Source organism: Idiomarina sp. ST10R2A5 (genome assembly GCF_051842325.1).
Classification (GTDB): domain Bacteria; phylum Pseudomonadota; class Gammaproteobacteria; order Enterobacterales; family Alteromonadaceae; genus Idiomarina; species Idiomarina abyssalis.
In genome coordinates, this window is sequence record NZ_JBNIEX010000001.1 from 213,108 (window position 1) to 236,368 (window position 23,261).

At 46.6% G+C, this 23,261-nt stretch carries 21 protein-coding genes; 11 read left to right on the plus strand and 10 right to left on the minus strand.

Translation table 11 applies throughout. The features are described 5' to 3' along the window. Positions 1–4 precede the first annotated feature (4 nt). A complete protein-coding gene (locus ACP7FG_RS01070) occupies positions 5–2,488 on the plus strand; it encodes a prolyl oligopeptidase family serine peptidase (RefSeq protein ID WP_439225257.1) in 2,484 nt (827 codons plus the stop codon). An 11-nt stretch (positions 2,489–2,499) separates the two neighbouring features. Here ACP7FG_RS01070 and rrtA read toward each other — a convergent pair whose 3' ends face one another. Next, positions 2,500–3,069, minus strand: coding sequence for a rhombosortase (rrtA, locus tag ACP7FG_RS01075; protein ID WP_439225258.1), 570 nt, complete (start codon positions 3,067–3,069; stop codon positions 2,500–2,502). Between the two features lie 77 nt (positions 3,070–3,146). Here rrtA and ggt point away from each other — a divergent pair, with 77 nt between their 5' ends. Together ggt and ACP7FG_RS01085 are read left to right on the plus strand one after the other, a co-directional pair. Continuing rightward, the gene (gene ggt, locus ACP7FG_RS01080; protein ID WP_439225259.1) at positions 3,147–4,886 is read left to right on the plus strand and encodes a gamma-glutamyltransferase; all 1,740 of its coding nucleotides are present in this window, start codon (positions 3,147–3,149) and stop codon (positions 4,884–4,886) included. 6 nt (positions 4,887–4,892) lie between these two features. Then, a complete protein-coding gene (locus ACP7FG_RS01085; RefSeq protein ID WP_224797359.1) occupies positions 4,893–5,336 on the plus strand; it encodes a hypothetical protein in 444 nt (147 codons plus the stop codon). A gap of 4 nt (positions 5,337–5,340) precedes the next feature. Here the strand turns inward: ACP7FG_RS01085 and ACP7FG_RS01090 are convergent, their stop codons facing one another. Both ACP7FG_RS01090 and hspQ read right to left on the minus strand, forming a co-directional pair. Next, positions 5,341–5,709, minus strand: a complete 369-nt coding sequence (locus ACP7FG_RS01090; protein ID WP_224797360.1) for a histidine triad nucleotide-binding protein — start codon at positions 5,707–5,709, stop codon at positions 5,341–5,343. Between the two features lie 61 nt (positions 5,710–5,770). Continuing rightward, complete coding sequence (hspQ, locus tag ACP7FG_RS01095; protein WP_199493755.1) at positions 5,771–6,082, minus strand: heat shock protein HspQ; 312 nt, start codon at positions 6,080–6,082, stop codon at positions 5,771–5,773. Positions 6,083–6,181: 99 nt separating this feature from the next. Between hspQ and ACP7FG_RS01100 the strand changes: the two genes are divergently transcribed. Continuing rightward, the gene (locus ACP7FG_RS01100; protein ID WP_287816842.1) at positions 6,182–6,484 is read left to right on the plus strand and encodes a PilZ domain-containing protein; all 303 of its coding nucleotides are present in this window, start codon (positions 6,182–6,184) and stop codon (positions 6,482–6,484) included. An 11-nt stretch (positions 6,485–6,495) separates the two neighbouring features. Here the strand turns inward: ACP7FG_RS01100 and metG are convergent, their stop codons facing one another. Further along, positions 6,496–8,529: a methionine--tRNA ligase gene (gene metG, locus ACP7FG_RS01105; RefSeq protein ID WP_416510803.1), complete on the minus strand. Its 2,034-nt coding sequence runs from the start codon at positions 8,527–8,529 to the stop codon at positions 6,496–6,498. A gap of 104 nt (positions 8,530–8,633) precedes the next feature. Between metG and apbC the strand changes: the two genes are divergently transcribed. Further along, complete coding sequence (gene apbC, locus ACP7FG_RS01110; RefSeq protein ID WP_439225260.1) at positions 8,634–9,620, plus strand: iron-sulfur cluster carrier protein ApbC; 987 nt, start codon at positions 8,634–8,636, stop codon at positions 9,618–9,620. 45 nt (positions 9,621–9,665) lie between these two features. After that, positions 9,666–10,253, plus strand: a complete 588-nt coding sequence (gene dcd, locus ACP7FG_RS01115) for a dCTP deaminase (protein WP_054487937.1) — start codon at positions 9,666–9,668, stop codon at positions 10,251–10,253. On the opposite strand, the gene ACP7FG_RS01120 is transcribed toward dcd, so the two are convergent. Next, on the minus strand, positions 10,250–11,146 hold the full coding sequence (locus tag ACP7FG_RS01120; protein WP_439225261.1) for a gluconeogenesis factor YvcK family protein: 897 nt from the start codon (positions 11,144–11,146) through the stop codon (positions 10,250–10,252). The two genes, dcd and ACP7FG_RS01120, sit on opposite strands and share 4 nt — an antisense overlap. 106 nt (positions 11,147–11,252) lie before the next feature. On the opposite strand from ACP7FG_RS01120, the gene ACP7FG_RS01125 reads away from it, so the two are divergent. From ACP7FG_RS01125 to ACP7FG_RS01145, 5 genes are all read left to right on the plus strand, one after another. After that, positions 11,253–12,659, plus strand: coding sequence for a protein adenylyltransferase SelO (locus tag ACP7FG_RS01125; protein WP_439225262.1), 1,407 nt, complete (start codon positions 11,253–11,255; stop codon positions 12,657–12,659). Positions 12,660–12,727: 68 nt separating this feature from the next. Then, positions 12,728–13,246: a DUF192 domain-containing protein gene (locus tag ACP7FG_RS01130; RefSeq protein ID WP_439225263.1), complete on the plus strand. Its 519-nt coding sequence runs from the start codon at positions 12,728–12,730 to the stop codon at positions 13,244–13,246. Between the two features lie 15 nt (positions 13,247–13,261). Next, positions 13,262–14,935 (plus strand): M28 family metallopeptidase, encoded by a 1,674-nt coding sequence (locus ACP7FG_RS01135; protein ID WP_439225264.1) that lies wholly within the window; start codon positions 13,262–13,264, stop codon positions 14,933–14,935. 75 nt (positions 14,936–15,010) lie between these two features. Next, positions 15,011–15,379 carry a hypothetical protein gene (locus ACP7FG_RS01140; protein ID WP_054487928.1) on the plus strand — a complete coding sequence of 123 codons (369 nt, stop codon included), beginning with the start codon at positions 15,011–15,013 and terminating at the stop codon, positions 15,377–15,379. 21 nt (positions 15,380–15,400) lie between these two features. Next, positions 15,401–16,444 (plus strand): GtrA family protein, encoded by a 1,044-nt coding sequence (locus tag ACP7FG_RS01145; RefSeq protein WP_439225265.1) that lies wholly within the window; start codon positions 15,401–15,403, stop codon positions 16,442–16,444. 59 nt (positions 16,445–16,503) lie between these two features. Here the strand turns inward: ACP7FG_RS01145 and ACP7FG_RS01150 are convergent, their stop codons facing one another. From ACP7FG_RS01150 to ACP7FG_RS01170, 5 genes are all read right to left on the minus strand, one after another. Next, on the minus strand, positions 16,504–19,605 hold the full coding sequence (locus ACP7FG_RS01150) for an efflux RND transporter permease subunit (protein WP_439225266.1): 3,102 nt from the start codon (positions 19,603–19,605) through the stop codon (positions 16,504–16,506). Between the two features lie 12 nt (positions 19,606–19,617). Further along, positions 19,618–20,772, minus strand: coding sequence for an efflux RND transporter periplasmic adaptor subunit (locus tag ACP7FG_RS01155; protein ID WP_439225267.1), 1,155 nt, complete (start codon positions 20,770–20,772; stop codon positions 19,618–19,620). A gap of 71 nt (positions 20,773–20,843) precedes the next feature. After that, a complete protein-coding gene (locus ACP7FG_RS01160; protein WP_439225268.1) occupies positions 20,844–21,860 on the minus strand; it encodes a zinc-binding alcohol dehydrogenase family protein in 1,017 nt (338 codons plus the stop codon). Between the two features lie 72 nt (positions 21,861–21,932). After that, positions 21,933–22,943, minus strand: a complete 1,011-nt coding sequence (locus tag ACP7FG_RS01165; RefSeq protein WP_054487920.1) for an ArsA family ATPase — start codon at positions 22,941–22,943, stop codon at positions 21,933–21,935. 35 nt (positions 22,944–22,978) lie between these two features. After that, positions 22,979–23,251, minus strand: a complete 273-nt coding sequence (locus ACP7FG_RS01170; protein ID WP_011233950.1) for a cory-CC-star protein — start codon at positions 23,249–23,251, stop codon at positions 22,979–22,981. Between the last annotated feature and the right edge of the window lie 10 nt (positions 23,252–23,261).

Consider the following 23,261-nt stretch of genomic DNA (forward strand, 5'->3'; position numbering starts at 1 on the left):
TAATATGGTGAAATCACGTCTGGTGATGGCCATTGGGGCGACATTGTTTGTCGCCTCTTGCGCATCAACCTCCCCACAAGGCACGACCACTGCTGATACGCAGAGAAGCACACCGACCATACAAGCCAACTCACTTGCCAGTGCGCAAGGAACGGCTGAACTGACTATGGAACAAATTATGGCTGATCCAGACTGGATGGGGAGATTCCCTGAACAGGCTTTCTGGAGCATGGACGGTGAAGAAATTCTGTTTTACCAGAAGCGCGAAGGTAGTGATATTCGTGACCTAATGATGCTGGAAAGTGGGGCTGGGGAACCGCAGAAAGTTGCTGTAGAAAACCTGCATCAGTACGTGGCAGATGAAAAGGTTCATGCAGCGGATGGTAGCTTTTTAGCCTATACCTTTGAAGGCAATGTTTTTGTTCGCTTTAATGACGGTACGGTTCGCCAGTTGACACGTGACGACGCCAGGCAGCACAACCTGCAGCCTATGACGAATGGACAACTGAGTTACCAGCAGGGTAATAACTTCTTCATTATTGATGTGAACTCAGGTTTAAGCCGTCAGGTCGCTGCTTTGGCCTTTCAGGAAAAGCCGAAAGCGAATGAAGAGCCGAAGGATTACCTGGCCCGGGAAGAACAACAGTTAATTCAGTACGTGCAGAAAGAACGAAAAGCATCTGAAGAGCGTTTTGCTCAGCGTTCTGAATTACAAAACCGAAATTCGACATTGGCGCCGGAGCCGTTCTATTTGCCAAAGGATAAAGAACTGGTTTCTGCAAGCTTATCGCCAAAAGGCGACTTTATGCTGATAGCCATTACTGAGCCGCAAAGCTGGCGTGACGAAGGCGATATTATGCCGAATTACATTAGCGAAGATGGCCGTGTAAAAAGCGAAAATGTGCGTCGTCGTGTGGCCGATGCAAAGCCGGTTGAACACCAGTTGGTTTTACTTAATTTAAGCGACGGCAGCCAGTCGACGCTAACCTACAACACCTTACCGGGCTGGAATGAAGATGTTCTGGCAGAAGTTAAACGTGAAAACCATGAAGCTCGTGGTGAAACCTATAAGTCGGAAGAGAAACCTCGCCCAATTACGCTAATGGCTGACTGGGGCTGGGAAAACGGCGCTATTCAGTGGAATGAAGAGGGCACTGAAGTTGCGGTTATGCTGGAAGCCTGGGACAACAAAGATCGCTGGCTTACAACGGTAGACACCGCCGGTAAAAAACTGGTTTCTCAAGACCGTTTACACGATGACGCCTGGATCAACTACACTCATAACGAATTCGGCTGGTTAGACAGCGATGAGCTGTGGTTCATGTCAGAGGCCGATGGTTATTCGCACTTGTATGTTAAACCGCTTGACGGCAGCACGCGTCAATTGACTGACGGAAGTTATGTCGTTGAAGATGCAGACTTAAGCAGTAATGGCGATTACTTATACTTTCAGGCAAACATCGAGCACCCGGGTATCTATGAAGTGTACCGGGTGAAGACTGATAGTAGTGGTGACCCGGAAGCGCTGACGGACCTTGATGGTATGACAGCCTTTGAGCTCAGCCCTGAAGATGATGAGTTATTGCTGACGCATTCAACGCCGTTAATGCCACCAGAGCTATACCATAAGTCTGTCAATGCTTCTGGAACAGCAGAGCGTTTGACTCATACGGTTTCGGAGAAGTTTTTAAGTATTGACTGGACGGCTCCTGAGTTGGTGGGGGTGGATTCCTCTCATGTTGACGAGCCTATTTATACCCGCATCTATAAACCAGAAGGCTTTGATGAAAACCGAGCTGAGGAATATCCCGCGGTTGTCTTCATACACGGTGCTGGCTATTTGCAAAATGCGCACATGGGTTGGTCAGGGTATTTCCGTGAGTTCATGTTCCATAGTCTGTTGAATAAGCACGGTTACGTGGTTGCTGACCTCGATTACCGTGGCTCAAAAGGTTATGGACGCGACTGGCGCACCGCTATTTATCGTCAAATGGGAACGCCGGAAGTTGAAGATCTGGTCGATGTTGCAAGTTACTTAGAAAGTGACCTGAACGTTGATGGTGACAAATTAGGAACTTATGGCGGTTCTTACGGTGGCTTCCTGACCTTTATGGCTTTGTTTAATGAACCCGGATTATTTGAAGCGGGCTCGGCGCTGCGTCCGGTTACAGACTGGGCTCATTACAACACAGGCTATACGTCTAATATCTTGAACCTGCCGCAGGATGACGCTATTGCGTACCGTCGCAGTTCACCTATCTATTTTGCCGAAGGCTTAGAAGATGCTTTGTTAATCAATTCACCCATGATTGATGACAACGTTTTCTTCCAGGACAGTGTTCGCCTTGTTCAGCGCCTTATTGAGCTGAAGAAAGAAGACTGGGAAACGGCAATTTACCCGGTGGAGCCGCACGGTTTCCGCCAGCCAGAAAGCTGGCTGAACGAATACCGTCGGATATTTAAATTGTTTGAGGAAAACTTAAAGTAAACTTGTTGGTTTTACTCATCCCGACTAACGGCGTCGCTAATGCGACGCCGTTCTAGTTTGTACAGCAATAAAGAACTCACTAAACCCGCTACGTGAATATAGCTAACGTGCTCTCCGACAAAGTGGGTAGGTCGCCAGCCCAGGAGTTCAGCAATGACTTTGGCAACCAGTGCTATCAATATTAACCACATCCATTTCTTACCCGAACGAATGTCCTTAATTAAACAGTAAGCCAGTAAGCCATGGAGTACTCCTGATAAACCAACAAAGCTAAGGTTCAATGGAGCCAGCCAGAGCAATACAGCAGTTGCAGTGCCACTGAGCAATAACGCATTAATTAACCAGCGGGTGGTCCAGTATTCCCGCCAAATTAGAACAATAAGTGTTAAGCCAATAAAATTGAATAAGGCATGCCACCAGTCAAGATGAATAAAATGGGTCGTAATGAGTGGCCAACCCTCGGACATGACAGTACTTGAGTTAAAGCTCAGTGTCGCATGCCAGTGAGGCATCAATTGCAGAAAAACCGATAGTAGCAGAACCAGAATGAGCCCTGCCCAATATTGGTTAAACCTCTCCATTTACTTTCCTTTTCGTTGCGTCATTGGTTTCTGGTTCGTATGATAGGGCAAATTGTTCCTAATATGAATGAGGCCTTATGAAGTTCTGGCTCCCTGGTTTAATAGCTGCAGGCGTTTTATCTGCCTGTAGCCCTGGTACTGAACAAGAAGTCCGTGAACCGGAAGCGGCTACTGGTTTTTCCGAGAAAACCGCTTCGACCGCCAATAAGTACATGGTTGCTGCCGCAAATAAACATGCAGTTGAAGCCGGGTATCATGTATTAGAAAAAGGCGGCTCCGCCGTGGATGCGGCTGTAGCAGTTCAGTCTATGCTGGGATTAGTTGAGCCTCAGTCTTCAGGTATTGGTGGCGGCGCTTTTATTCTCTATTGGGATAACAACGAAAACAAACTTTATACCATTGATGCGCGTGAGACTGCACCTCAGGCTGCTACAGAGGAACTCTTTCTGGACGACAAGGGTAATCCCCCCAAATGGATTGAGGCTGTCGTTGGCGGCCGCTCAGTAGGGACTCCCGGCGTTCTTCGCGGACTGGAGCTGGCTCATGAACGCTGGGGTAAGTCAGACTGGTCTTCACTCTTTAGTGAAACCGTTGAGTTGGCAGAAGCGGGGTTTGAAGTGTCGCCAAGGCTCGCTAAGTTAGTGGAAATGGAGATTAACCCCGGTGTTAAGAAAATGCCGGTGGCCAGCAGCTATTTCTTCCCTAATGGTACCGCCTTAAAAGCTGGAGACACACTGAAAAACCCTGAGTATGCAAAGAGCCTTAGTTTGATTGCTGAGCAGGGGGCTGATGCCTTCTATGAGGGAAAATTAGCCGAGAAAATTGTTAAGGCCGTGCAGAACAGTGCTATTGAACCCGGTGTGTTGAGCCTTGAAGACCTGAGTCAATACAGCGCAAAACTGCGCGAACCGGTATGTAATGATTACCGTGAATATCAGGTTTGCGGTATGGGACCGCCTAGCTCGGGAGGAATAACAACGCTGCAGACATTGGGCGTACTGGAGAATTTTGAGCTAGGTAAACTGAAACCAAATTCTGAAGAATTTGTGCATTGGTTCACTCAGGCATCGCGTTTAGCTTATGCCGACAGAAACCAGTGGATAGCTGATCCTGATTTTGTTGAGATTCCGGTCGAGGCTATGTTGGATAAAGCTTATTTATCGAGCCGGGCAGAAACCATTAAAAAAGACGATATGGGGAAAGCCAAGCCGGGTGTTCAACTGCAGCCCGCGTACGAGCAAGATATTGCCTACGAGCTGCCTAACACCAGTCACATTTCTATTGTCGATGCCGAAGGTAACGTGGTTTCCATGACCACCAGCATTGAAATGGGATTCGGTTCCACTGTTATGGCCGGTGGCTTTCTGCTCAATAATCAATTAACTGACTTTTCTCTGGCGCCGGGTGACGGTAAGGAGAAGTTTGCTAACCGTGTAGAGCCTGGCAAACGGCCTCGTAGCTCAATGGCGCCGACTGTGGTTCTTGATAAAGAAGGGCAGCAGCTTATACATGCTATTGGCTCGCCCGGCGGAAGCAGAATTATTAACTACGTTACTCAAACGTTAGTTGGTATGCTGGACTGGAACCTTAACGTGCAGGAAGCGATTAACCTTGGTCATGTAACCAACCGTAATGATTACACCTCTCTGGAGAAAGGACGGGATATCAGCGAATTCAAAGCGGCTTTAGAGAAGCGAAAGCATGATGTCAGAGTCATCGACTTAAACAGCGGCTTACACGGAATTAGTATTAATGCAGACGGCACTTTGGTGGGTGGCGCTGATCCGCGTCGTGAAGGCGTGGCAAAAGGAGAATAGAGTATCATGGCACTATTACGAGTAGTTTTTTTAGCCCTGGTCGTAACTGTTATTTCCGCTTGTAGCGGTGACGAACAGTCCGACGACTATACATCTGCGAAACCTGCTGAAGTGATCAGCGGATTTTATAAGGCGGTGTACGAACAGGAAGACTTGGAACAGGCGAAAAAGCTTTCGTCGAAACGACTGGCTGACCTAATTACGCATTACGGAGCTGTCAGTCAGGTTCAGCGTTATGTGCTTGGGCGTTATTTCGATACCGTTGAAATTGAAGTTGTCAGTGATTCGCTTACCGATTATTTGAACGATTCAAATGAGCTACGAGCAACGGTTATTTTTGAAGGAACTTACGAAGGCGATAACATTAAAGACAGTCGCGATGTGGTTCTGATTCAACAGGACGGCAGCTGGGTTGTCGATAAAATCCTCGACGCCAGATACCGCCCATAACGGCTTAGCCTTGCTTCTTTTTATCGGTATAAGGTGGCCAGCCCATTTGCTTTCCAGCTAAAACGTGCAGGTGAATGTGGTATACGGTTTGGCCGCCGTATTCGTTACAGTTCATTACAAGTCGATACCCATCTTCTGCAAAACCATGCTTAGCAGCCAACTTAGCGGCTACAACATAAAGGTGTCCCACCAATGCGGCGTTGTCTTCATTAATGTCGTTAGCTGTAGCAATAGGGGTTTTAGGAATTACTAAACAGTGGAAAGGTGCTTGCGGGTTGATGTCTTTAAACGCAAGCGCCTGATCGTCTTCGTAGATAATATCCGCAGGAATTTCACGGTTAATAATTTTCGTAAAAATTGTCTCTTCTGCCATTACCTTGCCCTTATTACGCTATTTTAGTCTATGGTAACTATAGCAGTGGGCATCGGCAAATTTAGTTAAGATTTTCAGACAGCTTATATTGGCTGGCAGATTTCCCGGAAAATAAAAGGTCCACCATAGGGTGCTGAATTTCTTGTTCTGAAAAGTCAGCCTCCAGACTGCTTTCGCTGACATAGGTTTGGATTGATGAGTTGTTCACTAGAATATGGTACCAAGGCTGATTTTTTGCCGGTTTAGAGGTCGCCATTTTGTCATACCAACTGTCAGATAATGTGAAGCAGGGGTCAGCATCAATGATAACACCGCGGTAACCATAAAGGCTGTGGGTAATGAGTTGACCAATTGAAAACTTTGCTTCTACCATGATGACGGTTCCTTGTTATCCGATACTATTTTTTTTATCGGCCAGACCGTGCTAAAACTGAAGTAAGATTTACACTTTTTAAACAAAGTTGAGGGCAACATGCTGGAATCGCAGGAAAACCGGAATTTTATGCGGATGGCTGTCAATGCGGATGCGAAAGTTACTTTGGCAGAGGGTGAGAGTAAAAAAGTACTCGAAGGCGTTTGTCTTGATTTGAGTGCAGAGGGGTTGTCACTTCAGCTGTCGGCTAATCTCGAGGTTGGCGATAAAGTCTTTGTTGAAATTTCGTCTTCGGGCCCAGTTGCGCCTTTAAAAATCAACGCTGAAGTCGTTCGCAGCCAGCGACTGGACGACAACAGCGGAGACTCTCTTGTAGGCTGTCGTATTATTTCAATGGATTGACAGTCTGGTTATTACATAACTCTCATTCCTGGTTTTGCGCCATCATGCGGGTTCAGAATATAGATTTCATCTTTACCCGGACCAGCTGCAAGCACCATGCCTTCGGATAGACCAAAGCGCATTTTACGGGGAGCCAGATTGGCGACCATAACAGTCAGTTGGCCTTTCAGAGCTTCTGGCTCGTAAGCTGATTTAATACCGGCGAAAACCTGTCGAGTTTCACCACCCAGATCCAGCGTCAGTTTCAATAGTTTATCAGCACCCTCAACGTGCTCAGCATTGGCAATAAGAGCAACCCTTAAGTCAACTTTAGCAAAATCATCAAAGTTAATTTCATCGGCAATTGGCTCTTTTTTGAGCTCATCATTAACTTCAGTCACAGGCGCTTGCGAGGCTTGCTCTTCTTTTGATGCTTCAATCATGGCGTTTACGTCGTCCATTTCAACACGCTGCATGAGCGCTTTAAATTTATTAATAGGATGGTCGGTCAAAGCTGTTTTGTGACTTTCCCAGGTAAAAGTATCGTTTAAAAAGTGTTGTACTTCTTCAGTCAACTTAGGAACTACCGGCGCAAGGTAAACCATTAACACGCGGAACAAGTTGATCCCTAAAGAGCAGATTTCATGAACTTCCTGCTCGCTGCCTTCCTGTTTAATTAACTGCCAGGGTTCTTTATCAGCAATATACTGATTGGCACGATCCGCTAATGCCATAATGTCGCGCATAGCACGGGAAAATTCGCGTTTTTCGTAAAGGACAGCAATATCATCACCGGCGATCTGGAAATCTTTTAGCAGTGTTGAGTCAGCTATATTGGCAGACAACTTCCCGTCAAATTTTTTCTGAATGAAACCGGCGCAGCGGCTGGCGATATTAATGACTTTACCGACGAGATCAGAGTTCACTCGTTGAGTGAAATCCGTCAGGTTTAAATCCAAATCATCAATACGACTGGTTAATTTTGCTGCGAAGTAATAACGCAGATATTCCGGATCAAGATGTTCGAGGTAAGTACGAGCCTTAATAAAAGTGCCCTTAGACTTTGACATCTTAGTGCCGTTAACTGTGATAAAACCATGCGCCCACACATTGGTTGGCTGGCGGAAGTTTGCGCCTTTAAGCATGGCAGGCCAGAATAAGCTGTGGAAGTAGATAATATCCTTACCAATAAAATGATAAAGCTCTGCTTCACTGTCAGCTTGCCAATAGGTATCCCAGTCGGCTTTGCCTGTGGTTGTGCAGTAGTTTTTAAAGCTGCTCATGTAACCTATTGGAGCGTCTAGCCAGACGTAGAAGTATTTGTTTTCTGTGCCCGGAATTTTGAAACCGAAGTAGGGGGCATCGCGGGAAATATCCCAGCGCTGTAAACCTTGCTCGAACCACTCGTTCAGCTTGTTCGCCATTTCATTTTGCAGTGAACCCGAACGGGTCCAGCTTTTTAACATGTCACCAAATGCCGGCAGATCAAAAAAGTAGTGTTCTGATTCACGCAGTTGCGGCTCAGCACCAGAGACGACTGATTTTGGATTCTTCAGGTCGGTCGGCGCATAAGTTGCTCCACAGACATCACAGTTGTCTCCGTATTGGTCCTCGGCACCACAGTCGGGACATTCGCCTTTAACGAAACGATCGGGAAGAAACATTTCTTTTTGCGGGTCATAAAGCTGTTCAATGACTTCTGTTTTAATATGACCGGCTTTATCAAGACGCGTGTAAATGGTTTCAGCCAGCTCACGGTTCTCATCACTGTGTGTGCTGTAATAGTGATCGAAGCCGACCAAAAAATCGCTAAAGTCTGATTCATGCGAGCGTTGCATGTCGCCAATCATTTGCTCCGGCGTTATTCCAAGCTGCTGAGCTTTCAGCATTATTGGGGTGCCGTGTGCATCGTCTGCACAAACAAAGTGGCACTCGTTACCGCGTAGCTTTTGAAAGCGTACCCAGATATCGGCCTGAATATAACCTAACATGTGACCAATATGGATAGGTCCGTTAGCGTATGGTAGTGCGTTAGTAACCAGTATTTTACGTGCGGATTGGCTCATGCGAAAATCTGCTTCCGTTTCGTTGATTAATCGAATCTAAACCCAAAGTTTTATGCCGCTCATGTTAGCATAGCTCTTGCCTGATACACAGATCCTTGAGGTTGATGATGACAGATTTTACTCACCCCTTATTGCCGAATGGTATTCCTGAGAACTGGGTGACCGGCTCTGGTAAAGAGCGGGTCCTGAACTTACCTTTTGTTGCCGGCGAAAGTTTACTTCAGGCTATTCAGAATGACGCCGAGTTGGGGGAGTTTGAATGGCAACTTAACTGTCACATCAAAAAGCTGAAAAATTCTCAACCAGAGTTACCGCTAACGACTGGAAATGTCATTGTCGTCTCTTCCGGTAAGGGCGGCGTTGGTAAGTCATCGGTAAGTGTTAACCTGGCTTTGGCCTTATCTGAGCTTGGTGCTAGTGTTGGCCTGCTTGATGCCGACATTTATGGCCCGTCGATTCCTACCATGTTAGGTGGAAGGCACGGCGATATGGAGCTGACAAAAAACAATAAAATGCAGCCACTGCAACGACACGGCCTCCATGTGCATTCGCTGGGTTACTTAGTCGATGATAAAGACGCGACAATTTGGCGTGGGCCAATGGCCAGTGGTGCGTTGCAGCAACTCTACAAAGATACTGCCTGGCCGGCATTGGACTATCTTATTGTCGATATGCCACCCGGCACTGGCGATATTCAGCTGACCATGGCTCAGAAGCTGCCGGTTACCGGGGCGGTTGTGGTGACAACACCGCAAACGGTAGCGTTGAAAGACGCAGAAAAAGGTGTGGGCATGTTTAAAAAACTGAATATTCCATTAGTGGGTATATTGGAAAACATGAGCTATTACCAATGTCCGGCCTGCGGGCATGAAGATCCGGTTTTTGGCAAAAATGGAGGAGCGGACATGGCAACAGAGCATCACTTGCCGCTACTCGGGCAGTGGCCTTTAAATAGTGAGCTAAGAGAAAGTCTTGATGGTGATACCCCGCTGTTAATAGCACAGCCACAACACCCGTTAAGTCAGTTAATTTTTAATTCTGCACAACAAGTTGCGGCAAACCTCTATTATCAACAGGAAAATTCGTTATAGTACTGGCCTTAAGGTCTTAAACGACAACACGGAGATAGATCAACCATGCGCCTAAACGACACTGAAATAGAACAACATTTGAAAGACGGAATTATAGGTGTCGAACCTGCACCCCAAGCCAGTAATATTTCAGGCGTGACACTGGATATTCATTTAGGCAACGATTTTCGTGTATTGCAGGATCATGCCGCACCTTTTATCGATATCAGTGGCTCACGTGAAGCCATTGAAGCGGCGATTCGTGAAGTCATGAGTGATGAAATTGTGCTAAAAGATGATCAGGCTTTCTTCATTCACCCGGGCGAGTTTGCACTAGCCGTAACGCATGAATCAATTACATTACCCGCAGATATGGTTGGCTGGCTGGACGGACGTTCGTCGTTAGCACGCTTAGGTTTAATGGTTCACGTAACGGCGCATCGTATTGACCCGGGTTGGTCAGGGCAAATAGTGCTGGAATTTTACAATAGTGGAAAGTTACCTCTGGCTCTGAGAGCCGGTATGAAAATTGGTGCCATCAGCTTTGAGAAGTTGAGCAGTCCCTGCGCAAGACCTTATAACAAACGAGACGATGCTAAATATAAAGATCAGCATGGAGCGGTGGCTTCGCGGATTTCAGCTGACGGCGGTTAAGCACTTTCTGTTAAAAGCTGCTTGCTGGCCTCTTGCAGTTTAGCCAATAAATTACTGGTGTTATGGCGGTAATGGACATCTTTATCACTTTCCAAGCCGCCAATAACCGGTAACTTCAGGTCTTTCTCTTCTTTATTGCTTAGCGCTAAATCGATAATTTGCTGACCGAGCTGTTTTTCAATAAATGAGATTTTATCGGCCAGACTCATTGCGCCAGCCGGCCCACTCTCATCAGCCAGGTTATCAATAAAGACGACTTTCGCATTTGTTGTCAGCAGCGCGTCGCGTATACCAGAAACCAATAGCGGAGGCATAACCGACGTCATAAAGCTACCCGGTCCCAGCAATATTAACTGGCTATTCTGTATATGGCGAATGGCTTCAGGAGTGGCTTTAACTGTGCCTGATAGAGACAGCTTCCGAGGCATGGCAGGAAGCTTATCAATACGAATTTCGCCATGGCACTGAATGCCGTCCGCCGTTGTTGCTATAAGATCTGTCGGGCATTCCGACATAGGTAAAATTCGGTTGTCGATATTCAAAAGACGACTTAAAAGCTGAATACCGTCTAACGGGCGGGCACTGAGTTGGTCCAGTGTATAAAGCAGCAAATTGCCGAAATTATGACCATGAAGAGAGGAGGTACAGTCAAAACGGTAATTGAGTACTTCAGCCGCAAGGGGTTGCTCCACAAGCTGTGATAAGCAGTTGCGAATATCACCCCAGGCAATGCAATGCTGCGATTCACGCAATAAACCAGTAGCGCCGCCGTTGTCTGTAGTCGCGACAATACCTACGAGTTTATGTTTCATAAAGGACAGAGTCGATAAAACTCGACCGAGTCCATGACCACCACCTATTGCTGTAATACGTCGTAATGAGTGCAATTGCATCCGGCTTCCTTTGCTGCCTTTGGTCGAACGCTGCGACCTTAGCTGATTTATTATGAATTATGCAAGCCTCGCTGACTGTGTAACAATCTAATGAGCAGGAGGATGTATGCCAATAGTTTTTGATAACCGTTATGCTCGGAAGTTCCCTGAAATAACAACAAGTCAACCGATTAAGCCGGATGGTAAGGCTAACTTATTGTGGCTGAACGAACCGTTATGGGCTGAACTATCAGCAGGGGATAAGCCGCCGGCTAAACTTGCCGAGTGGCTGGGCGGCCTTGAGCCATGGCCGGGCGCAGAGCCTGTGGCTCAGAAGTATGCCGGGCATCAGTTTGGCCATTTTAATCCTTATTTAGGAGACGGGCGAGGGCTACTGTTGGGTCAGGTTGTTGTTGGTGAGAAGCTACAGGACATTCATGTAAAAGGAGCAGGGCCAACGCCATACAGCAGAGGGGCGGACGGCAGAGCTGTTTTACGCTCGTCTGTGCGTGAGTTATTGGCAAGTGAGGCCTTTTACGCACTGGGCGTGCCGACAACTCGGGCACTGGCGTTAGTATCAACTGAAGGAAAGATACAGCGGGAACGTCTGGAGCCAGGCGCGATTTTGGCCCGCACTGCGGCAACTCACGTGCGTTTCGGGCATTTTGAGCACTGTTTTCATCGTAACCTTGAAGATACTATGAAACGCCTGTGGCAGGACACTATTGAAACGGTCTGGCCACAGTTAGCCGATGCCAGCGTTGCTGAAGGCTTTGCTCAGGTGGTCAAAAGCACAGCGGAGATGATAGCCGGATGGCAGGCCTATGGGTTTATTCATGGCGTAATGAACACCGACAATATGAGTATAGCCGGGGAAACCTTTGACTTTGGGCCTTATGCATTCTTAGATAATTATGAACCTGAAAAGATTTTCAATCATACCGATGCTGGCGGGCGCTACGGATTCTTTCAGCAACCGGGCATTGGATTATGGAATTTAAAGCGGCTGGCTCAGGCATTGAGTCCCATTGTAGAGTCTGACGGATTGCAGAGCGCACTTGATAATTATGAAACTCAGTTGCGCCAGGCGTATCTTAATCTTATGACCAAGCGGCTGGGCTTATCCGCTGTTCCGGATGAACAGAAAATGGCGTTAATAGGGGGGTGGTTGGGTTTGCTTGAAGTCAATAACGCGGATTACCAGCTCTCGTTCAGAGATTTAATTGATTCGGTTGAAGCGGGCGAACCGAAAGGGCTGCTTAAGCAAAGTGGAGAAAGCTGGTGGCAGGAGTATCAATCAGCAATTAATGGTTATACTGACATTGATGTCATGAAGCAGGTAAACCCTTGGGTTATTGTCAGAACGCATCATGCTCAGCGTGTAATAGAGGCGTCAGAGGCTGGTGATAATTCATTATTGGAAGAGTATACGCAGGCGTTAATGAATCCGTTTGACGATGCTTTAAGTGACAGTGTCTGGGCCAAGCCCCCGAAGCCCAATGAACAGGTATCTCAATTGTCGTGTTCCAGCTGAGGTTTGAATTGCGATCTCCCGTTGGATAGGACAGAATCGAAGGAATGAATAATGACAGGGGTAATGGAATGAATTACCGAGTGTTTTTCGCTTTAATTTTTATGCTGCCATTTTGCGTTCAGGCGCAGCAGTGGCAAGTTCCTGAGCCTCAGGAATTTGATACGACTAAAGTTTGCCTGGGTGACTTGTCTCAACCTTTAACGGTAGAGCTTGCCGATACTCAGGAACAGCATGCTCGTGGATTGATGCAACGGGAGTCGCTGAGCAAATATAATGGCATGTGGTTTCGTTATGGGCAGGAGAGGCCTGGTTATAGCGGTTTCTGGATGTACCAGACTTTGATTCCACTGGATATCGCATACCTTGATAAAAATCGGCGTATTGTAAAAACTTTTACGATGCGACCTTGTGGCAGTAACGACCCGAATAACTGTCGAAGCTATTCTCCGGGTAAACGTTACTGGAGTGTGCTTGAAGTGAATGCGGGATTTTTTGCTGAGCACGATATACGTACGGGTGATCAATTAAATAAAAGCCCGGACGGTAATTGCGAGTCGGCAAAAGAAAATAACAATAACGAAAAGTAAATAATAGGAGAGACCATGAAGTACGTCATAATGGGGGCGCTGAGTTTGACTGTATTAGCAGCCTGTGGACCGGCCACTCAGTCAGATAATGACACCGATAAAGCTGTTGCAGATATTCAGGACTCAGCCTTTAACCCTAACTACAGAGATTATTTGAAAACCTTATCTTCTGATGAGTTCGAAGGGCGTGCACCTGCATCTGCTGGCGGCGAAAAAACGGTGAGCTTTATTGAGAACCACTTTCGTGAATGGGGACTGAAACCTTATGACGAAGAAAATGATAGCTACCGTCAGCCGGTTCCACTCGTAAAGCTTATGCCGTACAAAGTCACTTCTTTAAACTTCAGTGGTGAGTCAGCTCCTGAGTCTATGGAATACCGCACCGAGATGATGGCCTGGACGCCGCGTGTGGTGGATGAAGTGAAAGTTGAAGACAGCGATGTTGTTTTTGTCGGATACGGTATTGTTGCTCCTGAATATGACTGGAACGACTATGAGGGACTGGACGTTGAAGGTAAGACCGTTGTCATGTTGGTTAATGACCCGGGCTACGCAACCGGTGACCCAGAGCTATTTAATGGTAACGCAATGACCTACTATGGCCGTTGGACTTATAAGTTTGAGGAAGCTGCTCGGCAGGGGGCTGAAGCCGCCTTTGTAATACACGAAACAGGACCTGCCGGTTACGGTTGGGGCGTTGTGGCTGGTGGCTCACCAGTGCGTTTTGACTTAAAACGTGAAAACAAAAATATGGATCGTTCGGCGATTGAAGGCTGGGTAACTGAGGAAAGCGCAAATGCACTTTTTTCCAGCGTCGGTAAAGATCTGGAACAAATGCGGGAGCTGGCGCTGAGTGGTGAGTTTAAGCCAGAGCCACTGAATATTGAAGCGTCATTAACAATTAATAATAAATTTGAGTATTTAGATACCAACAATGTGATTGGTTATATTGAGGGCTCTGAATATCCTGAAGAGCACGTTATTTATATGGCTCACCACGATCACCTGGGAACGGATCCTGTCCGTGAAGATGATCCTATCTATAACGGAGCGCAGGATAATGCTTCAGGTACTGCCGCGCTAATGGCCATGGCAGAGCAGTTTGCAAAAGGACCTCAGCCTGAACGCTCAATTGTTTTTGCTGCTGTAGGTGCAGAAGAAAGTGGTTTATTGGGCTCTGACTGGTACGCGACTCACCCCATGCTGCCGCTGGGCAAAGCGGTTGGTGGTATTAACATGGACGTTATGAACGTCTATGGCCCGATGAAAGACATGGTTGTGGTGGGTTATGGTAATTCTTCTATGGAAGACTACTTGAAACGCTACGTAAAGGCCCAAGATCGTTATGTAGCACCTGAACCAACTCCGGAAGTTGGCTCTTTCTATCGTTCAGATCATTTCAATTTGGCTAAACGAGGTGTGCCTATGCTGTATGCGAAAGGCGGAAACGATCACGTCGAGAACGGCCGTGAATGGACCGAAGAGCAACGTGCTATCTTTAATCGCGATGCTTATCACAAACCAGCAGATGAGTATAATGAAGATTGGGACCTGCGCGGTGTTCAACAGGATATGTCTATCTTCTACTCAATAGGTAACGAGTTGGCAAATTCACGCGAGTGGCCTCAGTGGGCACCCGGAAATGAATTTGAGGCAGCGCGTAAAGCAACAGAAGATATGCGAAAATAAGTGTTAAGATAACCTTGTAGGAACGGTCGCAGCCGTAAGTTGTCTTAACTTTGCAGTCATTTTTTAGGAGCAGTTATGACTCATAAACGAGATAAAGTTTATGTCCGTTTCAATCAAGGTTCACGTACCGGAGGAAGTTCCTCCGGTAACTGGCTCAGTCGTTTGCTGGGCCTTTTTTTATTGCTGGTTTTAGTGGGTCTTGGACTGGCGTTTGGTATGGTCATTGCGGTAGTTTTATTGCTGCTGGCGATTCCTGTAATGTGGCGTCAGCGCCACACAATTAAACAGGTTTGGCGAATGCGTAAACAAGCCAAAGAGCACTATCAGGAACAACAACGCCAACATCAAAAACAACAAGAACATTATGAGAATAGGCGAGAGGATGGCGGATCGGTTATCGACGGGGAATACGAAGTTAAAGACGATCAGGACAAAAAATCTTAAAAAACAGGGTTCAGTGCTCGAATGAAAAAACCTTATATAGTTATTCCTGCGCTGGACCCTGATCATCACTTGCTGGCGCTTGTTGATGAGGTCTCAGCGAAAGACCCGGACTGGAGCCACTTTCTGGGAATTATCATTGTTGATGATGGCAGTCAGCCCAAATCCGTTTTTCAGGAACTTGCCAACCGACACCGCATTCACATTTTAGAACATGAGAAAAACCAGGGAAAAGGTGCTGCATTACGTACCGCTTTTCGATGGATTCTGTCGCAGAAAGAGGAACGTTGTTCAGGAGCGGTTACTGCTGACGCTGACGGACAACATCTTGCTGAAGACATACTTGCTGTTTGCACACGCCTAAAGGGGTATCCGGATAAGTTATGGCTGGGTAGCCGAACTTTTGATGAAAATGACATTCCTTTGCGTTCTAAAGTGGGCAATAAGTTAACTCGCGTTATTTTCAGGCTTGTAACAGGGCAGGATATTAAAGACACACAAACTGGACTGCGGGGAGTTCCTGTCGGCTTTTTGGAAGAGCTTGTTGACTTCAACAGCTGTGGTTATGAGTTTGAATTAGAGATGCTTTTGTCCGCTAAACGTTATGGTTACCGGATAAAGTCTCAGGAAATTACCACGGTCTATGAGGAAGGCAATGAAACCAGTCATTATCGGCCCATTGTCGACTCCATAAAAATTTATCGAAAGTTTTTAAAATTTGCCAGTATTGGTATTTTGTCTGCCGGACTTGATTACTCGGTTTTTGCTACGGCTTACTTTTTTTCAGGACAAGTGCTTGAGTCGATTATTTTAGCCAGAGTGATTTCCGGAGTATTTAATTTTTCTTTAAACCGTCAGTGGGTATTCAAGCAAGGTTCTCATATTGCGTGGGATGCGACAAAATACGGATTTTTAGCGGTAGTTCTGATCGCTGCTAACTATGGGCTAACAGAGGTGTTTAGATACATAGGGCTGACACCATTTATTGGCAAACCGCTAGCGGAAGGGTTGGTCTTTTTATTGAGTTACAGAGGTCAAAAGTTGTTGGTCTTTAAAAAGGCGGTTTAAAAATAGCTTCCAGCTTCCAAAAAAAACCGGAGTTCAAACTCCGGTTTTTTTTGTTTCTGTTACTCTTCAGGTTGTTTGGGCGGGAAAATTCGTCGTATCACATAAAAGAACAGTGGAACAAAGAAGATTGCCAGCACAGTACCGCCTATCATACCGCCGATAACACTGGTTCCGATGGCATTACGGCTTGCAGCACCGGCACCATCACTTAGTGCCAGAGGCATAACACCGAATACGAAGGCCAGAGATGTCATAAGAATAGGGCGCAAACGTAAACGTACGGCTTCGAGAGTAGCTTCTAACAGCTCCTTGCCCTGTTCCTGTAAGTCTTTGGCAAACTCCACGATGAGTATCGCGTTCCGTGCCGATACACCAACAGTGGTTAGCAGACCAACCTGGAAATAGACATCGTTAGAAATACCCCGCAGCATGACGGCGATAACAGCACCTAAAATTCCCAAAGGTACAACGAGCATGACAGAGAAAGGTATCGACCAACTCTCGTAAAGCGCTGCAAGGAAAAGGAATACGACAATCAGGGATACGCTATAAAGAATTGGGGCGAAATCACCGGATTGACGTTCTTGCAGTGAAATACCTGTCCACTCAAAGCCTATTCCCGGCGGCAGTTGCTCGATCATTCGCTCCATTTCAAGCATCGCTTCACCGGTGCTAACGCCCGGAGCCGCTTGCCCCTGGATCTCCATTGCAGAAACGCCGTTATAGCTCTCCACTCGCTGTGGACCATAAGTCCATTCCCAACTGGAGAAGGAGCTGAATGGCACCATGTCGCCCTGGTTATTTCGTACGTACCAGTCGTTAATATCCTGCGGCAGCATACGAGATTCAGCTTCGCCCTGAAGGTACACTTTTTTGACCCTTCCCCGGTCAATAAAGTCATTCACATAGGATGAGCCCCAGGCAGTGCTCAAGGTGTCGTTGATACTTGCGATAGTTAGCCCCTGTGCCTGAGCTTTTTCAAAATCGATATCAATTCGCAGCTGTGGAGCGTCTTCAAGTCCGTTCGGGCGTACCTGAACCAGTTTATCGTTTTGTCCGGCCATACCCAGTAATTGGTTACGGGCTTCGAGCAAACCGGCATGACCCAGGTTCCCCCGGTCTTGTAAAAACAGATTAAAACCGCTGGAAACGCCGAGTTCCGGAATTGGTGGCAGGTTAAAGGCAAAGACCATGGCTTCTTTAATTGTCGCAAAGAAACCAAAAGCTCGTCCAATAACAGCTTCAACGCTCTGGCTTTCGTCACGCTCATCCCAGTCTTTTAAACGAACAAAAGCGATACCGTTAGCCTGACTGCGCCCTGAGAAACTAAACCCAACAACGGAGAAGACGGACTGCACTGCATCTTCCTGGTTCAGGTAGTAGTCTTCAATTTTGTCCATAGTGTTGACCGATTGTTCTATGGTAGAACCAACCGGTAACTGCATTTGGGTCAGAAATACTCCACGGTCTTCGTCAGGTAAGAAAGATGATGGCAGTTGAGTAAAGAGGTAGGCAAGAACGCCAATAATACCCAAATACAGCAAGCCAAAGCGAATGGTGCGGCGTAAAATTGAATGAATGGAGTTTGTATACTTGACGGTCCACTTCTCAAGGGTACGGTTGAACCATCCAAGCGGTCCCCAGCCACTGTTTTTGTCATGCTTAACCGGTTTAAGCAGAGTAGCGCACAGTGCCGGTGAGAAAATTATCGCCACAAGAACCGATAGACCCATAGAGGTAATAATGGTCAATGAGAACTGTCGGTAAACAGCACCAGTGGATCCCGGGAAGAAGGCCATGGGTGCGAATACCGCTGCCATTACCACACCGATGGCAACCAGTGCGCCGGTAATTTGCCCCATCGATTTTATTGTTGCCTGTTTGGGTGATAAACCTTCTTCAGACATTAGGCGTTCAACGTTTTCAACAACAACGATGGCATCATCAACCAATAAACCGATGGAAAGTACCATACCGAACATGGTCAGGGTGTTAATTGAGAAGCCAGCCAAAGACATGACACCCATAGTGCCCAGAATAACAACTGGAATTGCCAGCGTCGGAATTAGGGTTGCCCGTAAATTCTGCAGGAAAACGAACATTAACAGGAAGACCAGAATGATCGCTTCTATTAGTACCTGCGCAACTTCTGAAATTGAAATCTTAATAAAGGGTGTAGTGTCATAAGCCGTGACTAATTCCATTCCATCCGGGAAAAACTGTTCAAGTTCGTCCATGCGGGCTTTAACAGCATCGGCAGTTTCTAACGCGTTAGCACCAGTCTGCAAGTTTATAGCGAGACCCGTGGCAGGCTTTCCGTTGTAATTTGCCTTAATGGAGTAGTTTTCAGCACCTTTTTCGACCTCTGCAACATCTTTTAGACGCACCTGAGAACCGTCAGGTAAAACCTTTAAGGTGATGTTTTCAAATTGATCTGCGTCAGACATTCTGGTTTGGGCAATAATTGTCGAATTAAGACGTTGGCCGTCAACAGCCGGGGTTCCGCCTAATTCACCTGCCGCAACCTGAGCATTTTGTGCTCGGATAGCGTCTTTTATATCGGCCATGGTCATGCCGTAATTAACTAACGCAGAAGGATCGACCCAAATACGCATAGCATAAGGCGCACCAAATAACTGAACATTACCAACGCCGGTTGTACGGGCTATAGGATCCTGAATATTCGAGGCAATATAGTCACTTAAGTCGGTTTGTGTGTAGCGGTCGTCGGTCGCAACAAGCGCCGCAACCATTAGGAACGAACTGCTGGATTTACTGACAGTAATGCCCTGAGCTTGTACTTCCTGAGGTAGCTGTGGAGTTGCCTGTGACAGCTTATTCTGAACCTGAACCTGAGCAATATCCGGATCTGTTCCTGACGCGAAAGTCAGGCTGATACTTGCATTACCAAAGTTGCTTTGTGAAGAGAAGTAAAGCAGGTTATCGATACCTGTCATGTTCTGTTCGATCACTTTGGTAACTGTGTTAGACACCGTTTCAGCGTTAGCACCAGGGTAGCTCACCTGAATCTCGACAGCAGGCGGAGCAATGGTTGGATACTGAGCTATAGGCAGCTGTATCATAGCGATGGCACCGGCCATCATTGTCAGCAGTGCGATAACCCATGCAAATATCGGGCGGTTAATAAAAAACTTGGCCATTACTGACTTCCCTTACTGCTGCTGTTCAGAGTTGGACGAATCGATAGTGACTTCATCGCCGGGGCGAATCTTTTGTAAGCCTGAGGTGACCACAGTGTCTCCTTCTTTCAGGCCATCAGAGATCAGCCATTTGTTGTCGATGGCACGTTCAGTTGTAATCATTCGCTGTTCGACAGTATTGTCGTCATTAACCAGCATGACATAAGGGCGTCCACGTGGGTCTCGGGTAACGGCTTTTTGTGGTACCTGAATGGCGTCACTTATGCTGCCTTCGCTGACTTCTGCACGTACGAACATGCCTGGGTAAAGCGTCTTATCCGGATTAGGGAATACCGCACGAAGTAAAATGGCACCGGTGTCTTCGTCAACGCTAACCTCTGAGAAGAGTAATTCGCCTTTCTGGTCGTAATCGAGACCATTCAGTTTTAACCGAACTGGAGCGTTTCCCTTGTCGTTGGCCTGAATACGACCCGACTTAATGTCAGCCTGTAATTTCATAAACTGTTTACTGGACTGATTAATATCGACGTAGATTGGGTCTAGTTGGTTAATAGTAACCAGAGGGTCGGCTTGTGAGGCGGTTAACAATGCCCCTTCAGTAAAGTTTGAACGACCGATAATGCCACTAATAGGGGCGTTTACTTTCGTGTATTCAAGATTAATACGGGCATTCTTCAAATGAGCTTCAGCTAAAGAAACCGCCGCTTTATTTTGATAGAAAGTGGCTTCTGCGCTATCAAATTCATCTCTGCTAACGGCGTTTTCATTGAGGAGTTCCTGAAAACGTTTATAACGTAGCTCAGAGCTGCGTAATACGGCTTTAGCACTCTCAACCTCGGCTTCAGCACTGGCTAATTCTGCTTCGTACACGGCGGGATCAATTTGATAGAGCTGTTGTCCTTTTTCGACAAAAGTACCTTCCTCAAAGGTTCGATCAAGCAAGACACCACTGACCTGAGGCCGAACCTGTGCTACGCGGTAGGCGGCAGTCCGCCCCGGTAAATCAACGCTTAGATTCAATGATTCAGGGGTTATTGTAACCACTTCTACTTGGGCCGCTTGCTGTTGGCCTTGTTGTTGCTGCTGTTGGTCACTGCAAGCGGCTAGTACTCCTGTTAACAGGATACCCGTTGCTAAAATTGGGACAAACCTAAAACGCGTGTTCATTAAACCTACCTCTGGCCTATAAATTTATTAGCATTCCGGAATTATACATACATTCATGTATGTTTGTAAAACTATTCGGCAACAGTTAATGCAATTTTTCCTATGGTTCTCTGACTTTCAATTGCTTCATGTGCTTTGCGAAGGTTCTCTGCATTCATTTCGCCAAAGGTTTTACCAAGTGTTGAGCGTATTTGACCTTTTTCGACCATTTCAGAAATATGATTAAGTAACTCCTGTTGCTTTATCATGTCGTCAGTATTGAACATAGACCGGGTAAACATAAACTCCCAGTGAAGACTGATGCTCTTTTGCTTCATTAATGTAATATCAATATTTTCAGCAGGATCATCTATTAAGCAAAAGCGTCCTTGAGGCGCCATAAACTTCATGCACTGAGTAAAGTATTGCTCGCTATGCGTCAGGCAGGCAACATCCGTTACCGGATCTGAACCCGTGCTTTCAATTTGTTCGGCTAAATCGTCGTAATGATTAATAACATGGTCTGCGCCTAAGGCTTTCACCCATTGCTGAGACTCGGCGCGTGAGGCTGTGGCAATAATCGTAGCATCGGTCAATTGAGCGGCGAGTTGAATTAAGATGGAGCCAACACCACCGGCACCGCCAATGACCAATAAAGTCCTCTTTGCGTGAGTAGAGGGTTTATCAATTTGCAACCGGTCGAAAAGTACTTCCCAGGCGGTAATGCTGGTTAAAGGCAGGGCTGCTGCCTGACAGTTGTCGAGGTTTTCAGGTGCCTTTCCGACAATTCTGTGATCAACAACCTGCATTTGAGCATTGCAACCTGGACGGGTTAAATCACCTGCGTACCAGACTCTGTCTCCTGGTTCAAAACCTGTCACTTTATTACCCATTGATATAACTTCACCAACAGCGTCCCAGCCTATAATTTTATGGCCGGATTCAGGTGCCATTCGCATTCGAATTTTTGTATCGACGGGGTTAACTGCAATAGCTTTTACTTTAACGAGTAAGTCGTTTTCCTCTGGCTTTGGGTCATCAACCGTAATGTCCAGTAATGAGTTTGAGTCTTCTACAGGAAGTGATTTTTTATATCCTACAGCGCGCATAGTGCTCTCCTTAGTAACAATGATGACACTGTATACGTATTATAAGAGAAACCGATGACAAAAAAGTGGCAGTTAAGAAGAAAAGCCGGCTTGTTCCAGGTTATCTGCAAATGCTTCCAGAGCTGCTACTCCCTGAATGTCTTCCTCTAATAAATAAAGAGAGTAACTTGGCCAGGCGTTAAAACGCTTTGCTATGTCTTCTAAATAAGACTTTTCTTGTGTGCGTCGTTTTGCAAGAAAGCTTCCATCAGCTTGTTCAGGCAAAATGCGGTTAATGATAACGCCGCCAACAGGCAACTTCTCAGTGGTTAGAGACTGCAGTGCCCGGTCCGTTTCCTGAATAGGAAGCCGCTCGGGAGTTAAAACAAAGAAAATAGAGGTGTAATTTTCATCTTGTAATAATCGGCGGGTTCGCTGGAACAAGCGTTGCCGATTTAACAACTGTTCGGTAATTGCGCGAGTGCGGTCGGTCATACCATCGCTGGCGTTGTCTTTAGGATCGGACATGGGGTTATTAATGTCTTTACCCGCTTTAGGGGACAAATGATCCAATACCGAATCTAAGTTTTCAGAGCGCTTTTGTGAACGCAGCATTCCCTGAGTCCAGGCTGCCATGGCTTCGGGCAAAGTAAGCAAGCGTAATGTATGGCCAGTAGGGGCGGTGTCGAAAATGAGTAAGTCGTAATCTTTTTCTGCCTCATCAATAACGGCACAAATTCTCTCCAGCAAAGCAGCCTCCTGTGCTCCGGGCGACTGCTGTGTTAAGCGCATCTGCCGTTCAATTTCAGGAAAAAGATCAGGGTTAGTAAAGCGCTTCATCTGTGAACTGACACGATCGATATGTGCCTTTACTTCGTGGTCAGGATCGATTTCTAATGCGGTTAAATTTTCGCGTACAACCGTTTTGTGATCACCGATTTGCTGATCGAAAACATCAGCCAGACTGTGGGCGGGGTCAGTTGAGACCAGTAAAACCTTTTTGCCATGACGAGCCGCCAGCACCGCCAGTGCCGAAGAAACCGTTGTTTTACCAACGCCACCTTTACCGCCAATCAACAAAACTTTTTTATCGCTTAACAACATGAGAAATGAACCCTGTATCTGGTCGGGTTATAAAATTAGCAGCAACGGAAGTGATCAAGAGGTGAGTGTTCCATCCCCATGCGTTGATGCCACTCGTGGAAGCGTTCCAACATTAGCGGTTGTAGCTCCAGCGTATAATAGGCGGCCGGATTCGGCACGCCCATCATTTCAGAAAAAACCAGTAGCATGAACAAGTCGTCTTCATCACGCTTTGCACGGGCAATAGCAGAGCGATAGGGCGCATTATAAAACTCGTTTGCTAAGTCGCTTGCCCGACTAAACCAACGGCGCACGGACTGAATGTTCATGCTACTTACT

Excerpts from the sequence above, each read along its gene's own strand:
- ACP7FG_RS01125 (WP_439225262.1), top strand. The coding sequence starts at position 11,253 with ATGCCAATAGTTTTTGATAACCGTTATGCTCGGAAGTTCCCTGAAATA.
- ACP7FG_RS01140 (WP_054487928.1), top strand. The coding sequence starts at position 15,011 with ATGACTCATAAACGAGATAAAGTTTATGTCCGTTTCAATCAAGGTTCA.
- ACP7FG_RS01155 (WP_439225267.1), bottom strand. The coding sequence starts at position 20,772 with ATGAACACGCGTTTTAGGTTTGTCCCAATTTTAGCAACGGGTATCCTG.
- hspQ (WP_199493755.1), bottom strand. The coding sequence starts at position 6,082 with ATGGTAGAAGCAAAGTTTTCAATTGGTCAACTCATTACCCACAGCCTT.
- ACP7FG_RS01145 (WP_439225265.1), top strand. The coding sequence starts at position 15,401 with ATGAAAAAACCTTATATAGTTATTCCTGCGCTGGACCCTGATCATCAC.
- ACP7FG_RS01160 (WP_439225268.1), bottom strand. The coding sequence starts at position 21,860 with ATGCGCGCTGTAGGATATAAAAAATCACTTCCTGTAGAAGACTCAAAC.
- ACP7FG_RS01120 (WP_439225261.1), bottom strand. The coding sequence starts at position 11,146 with ATGCAATTGCACTCATTACGACGTATTACAGCAATAGGTGGTGGTCAT.
- ACP7FG_RS01150 (WP_439225266.1), bottom strand. The coding sequence starts at position 19,605 with ATGGCCAAGTTTTTTATTAACCGCCCGATATTTGCATGGGTTATCGCA.
- apbC (WP_439225260.1), top strand. The coding sequence starts at position 8,634 with ATGATGACAGATTTTACTCACCCCTTATTGCCGAATGGTATTCCTGAG.
- rrtA (WP_439225258.1), bottom strand. The coding sequence starts at position 3,069 with ATGGAGAGGTTTAACCAATATTGGGCAGGGCTCATTCTGGTTCTGCTA.
- ACP7FG_RS01085 (WP_224797359.1), top strand. The coding sequence starts at position 4,893 with ATGGCACTATTACGAGTAGTTTTTTTAGCCCTGGTCGTAACTGTTATT.
- ACP7FG_RS01165 (WP_054487920.1), bottom strand. The coding sequence starts at position 22,943 with ATGTTGTTAAGCGATAAAAAAGTTTTGTTGATTGGCGGTAAAGGTGGC.
- dcd (WP_054487937.1), top strand. The coding sequence starts at position 9,666 with ATGCGCCTAAACGACACTGAAATAGAACAACATTTGAAAGACGGAATT.
- ACP7FG_RS01130 (WP_439225263.1), top strand. The coding sequence starts at position 12,728 with ATGAATTACCGAGTGTTTTTCGCTTTAATTTTTATGCTGCCATTTTGC.
- ACP7FG_RS01100 (WP_287816842.1), top strand. The coding sequence starts at position 6,182 with ATGCTGGAATCGCAGGAAAACCGGAATTTTATGCGGATGGCTGTCAAT.
- ggt (WP_439225259.1), top strand. The coding sequence starts at position 3,147 with ATGAAGTTCTGGCTCCCTGGTTTAATAGCTGCAGGCGTTTTATCTGCC.
- metG (WP_416510803.1), bottom strand. The coding sequence starts at position 8,529 with ATGAGCCAATCCGCACGTAAAATACTGGTTACTAACGCACTACCATAC.
- ACP7FG_RS01090 (WP_224797360.1), bottom strand. The coding sequence starts at position 5,709 with ATGGCAGAAGAGACAATTTTTACGAAAATTATTAACCGTGAAATTCCT.
- ACP7FG_RS01135 (WP_439225264.1), top strand. The coding sequence starts at position 13,262 with ATGAAGTACGTCATAATGGGGGCGCTGAGTTTGACTGTATTAGCAGCC.
- ACP7FG_RS01070 (WP_439225257.1), top strand. The coding sequence starts at position 5 with ATGGTGAAATCACGTCTGGTGATGGCCATTGGGGCGACATTGTTTGTC.
- ACP7FG_RS01170 (WP_011233950.1), bottom strand. The coding sequence starts at position 23,251 with ATGAACATTCAGTCCGTGCGCCGTTGGTTTAGTCGGGCAAGCGACTTA.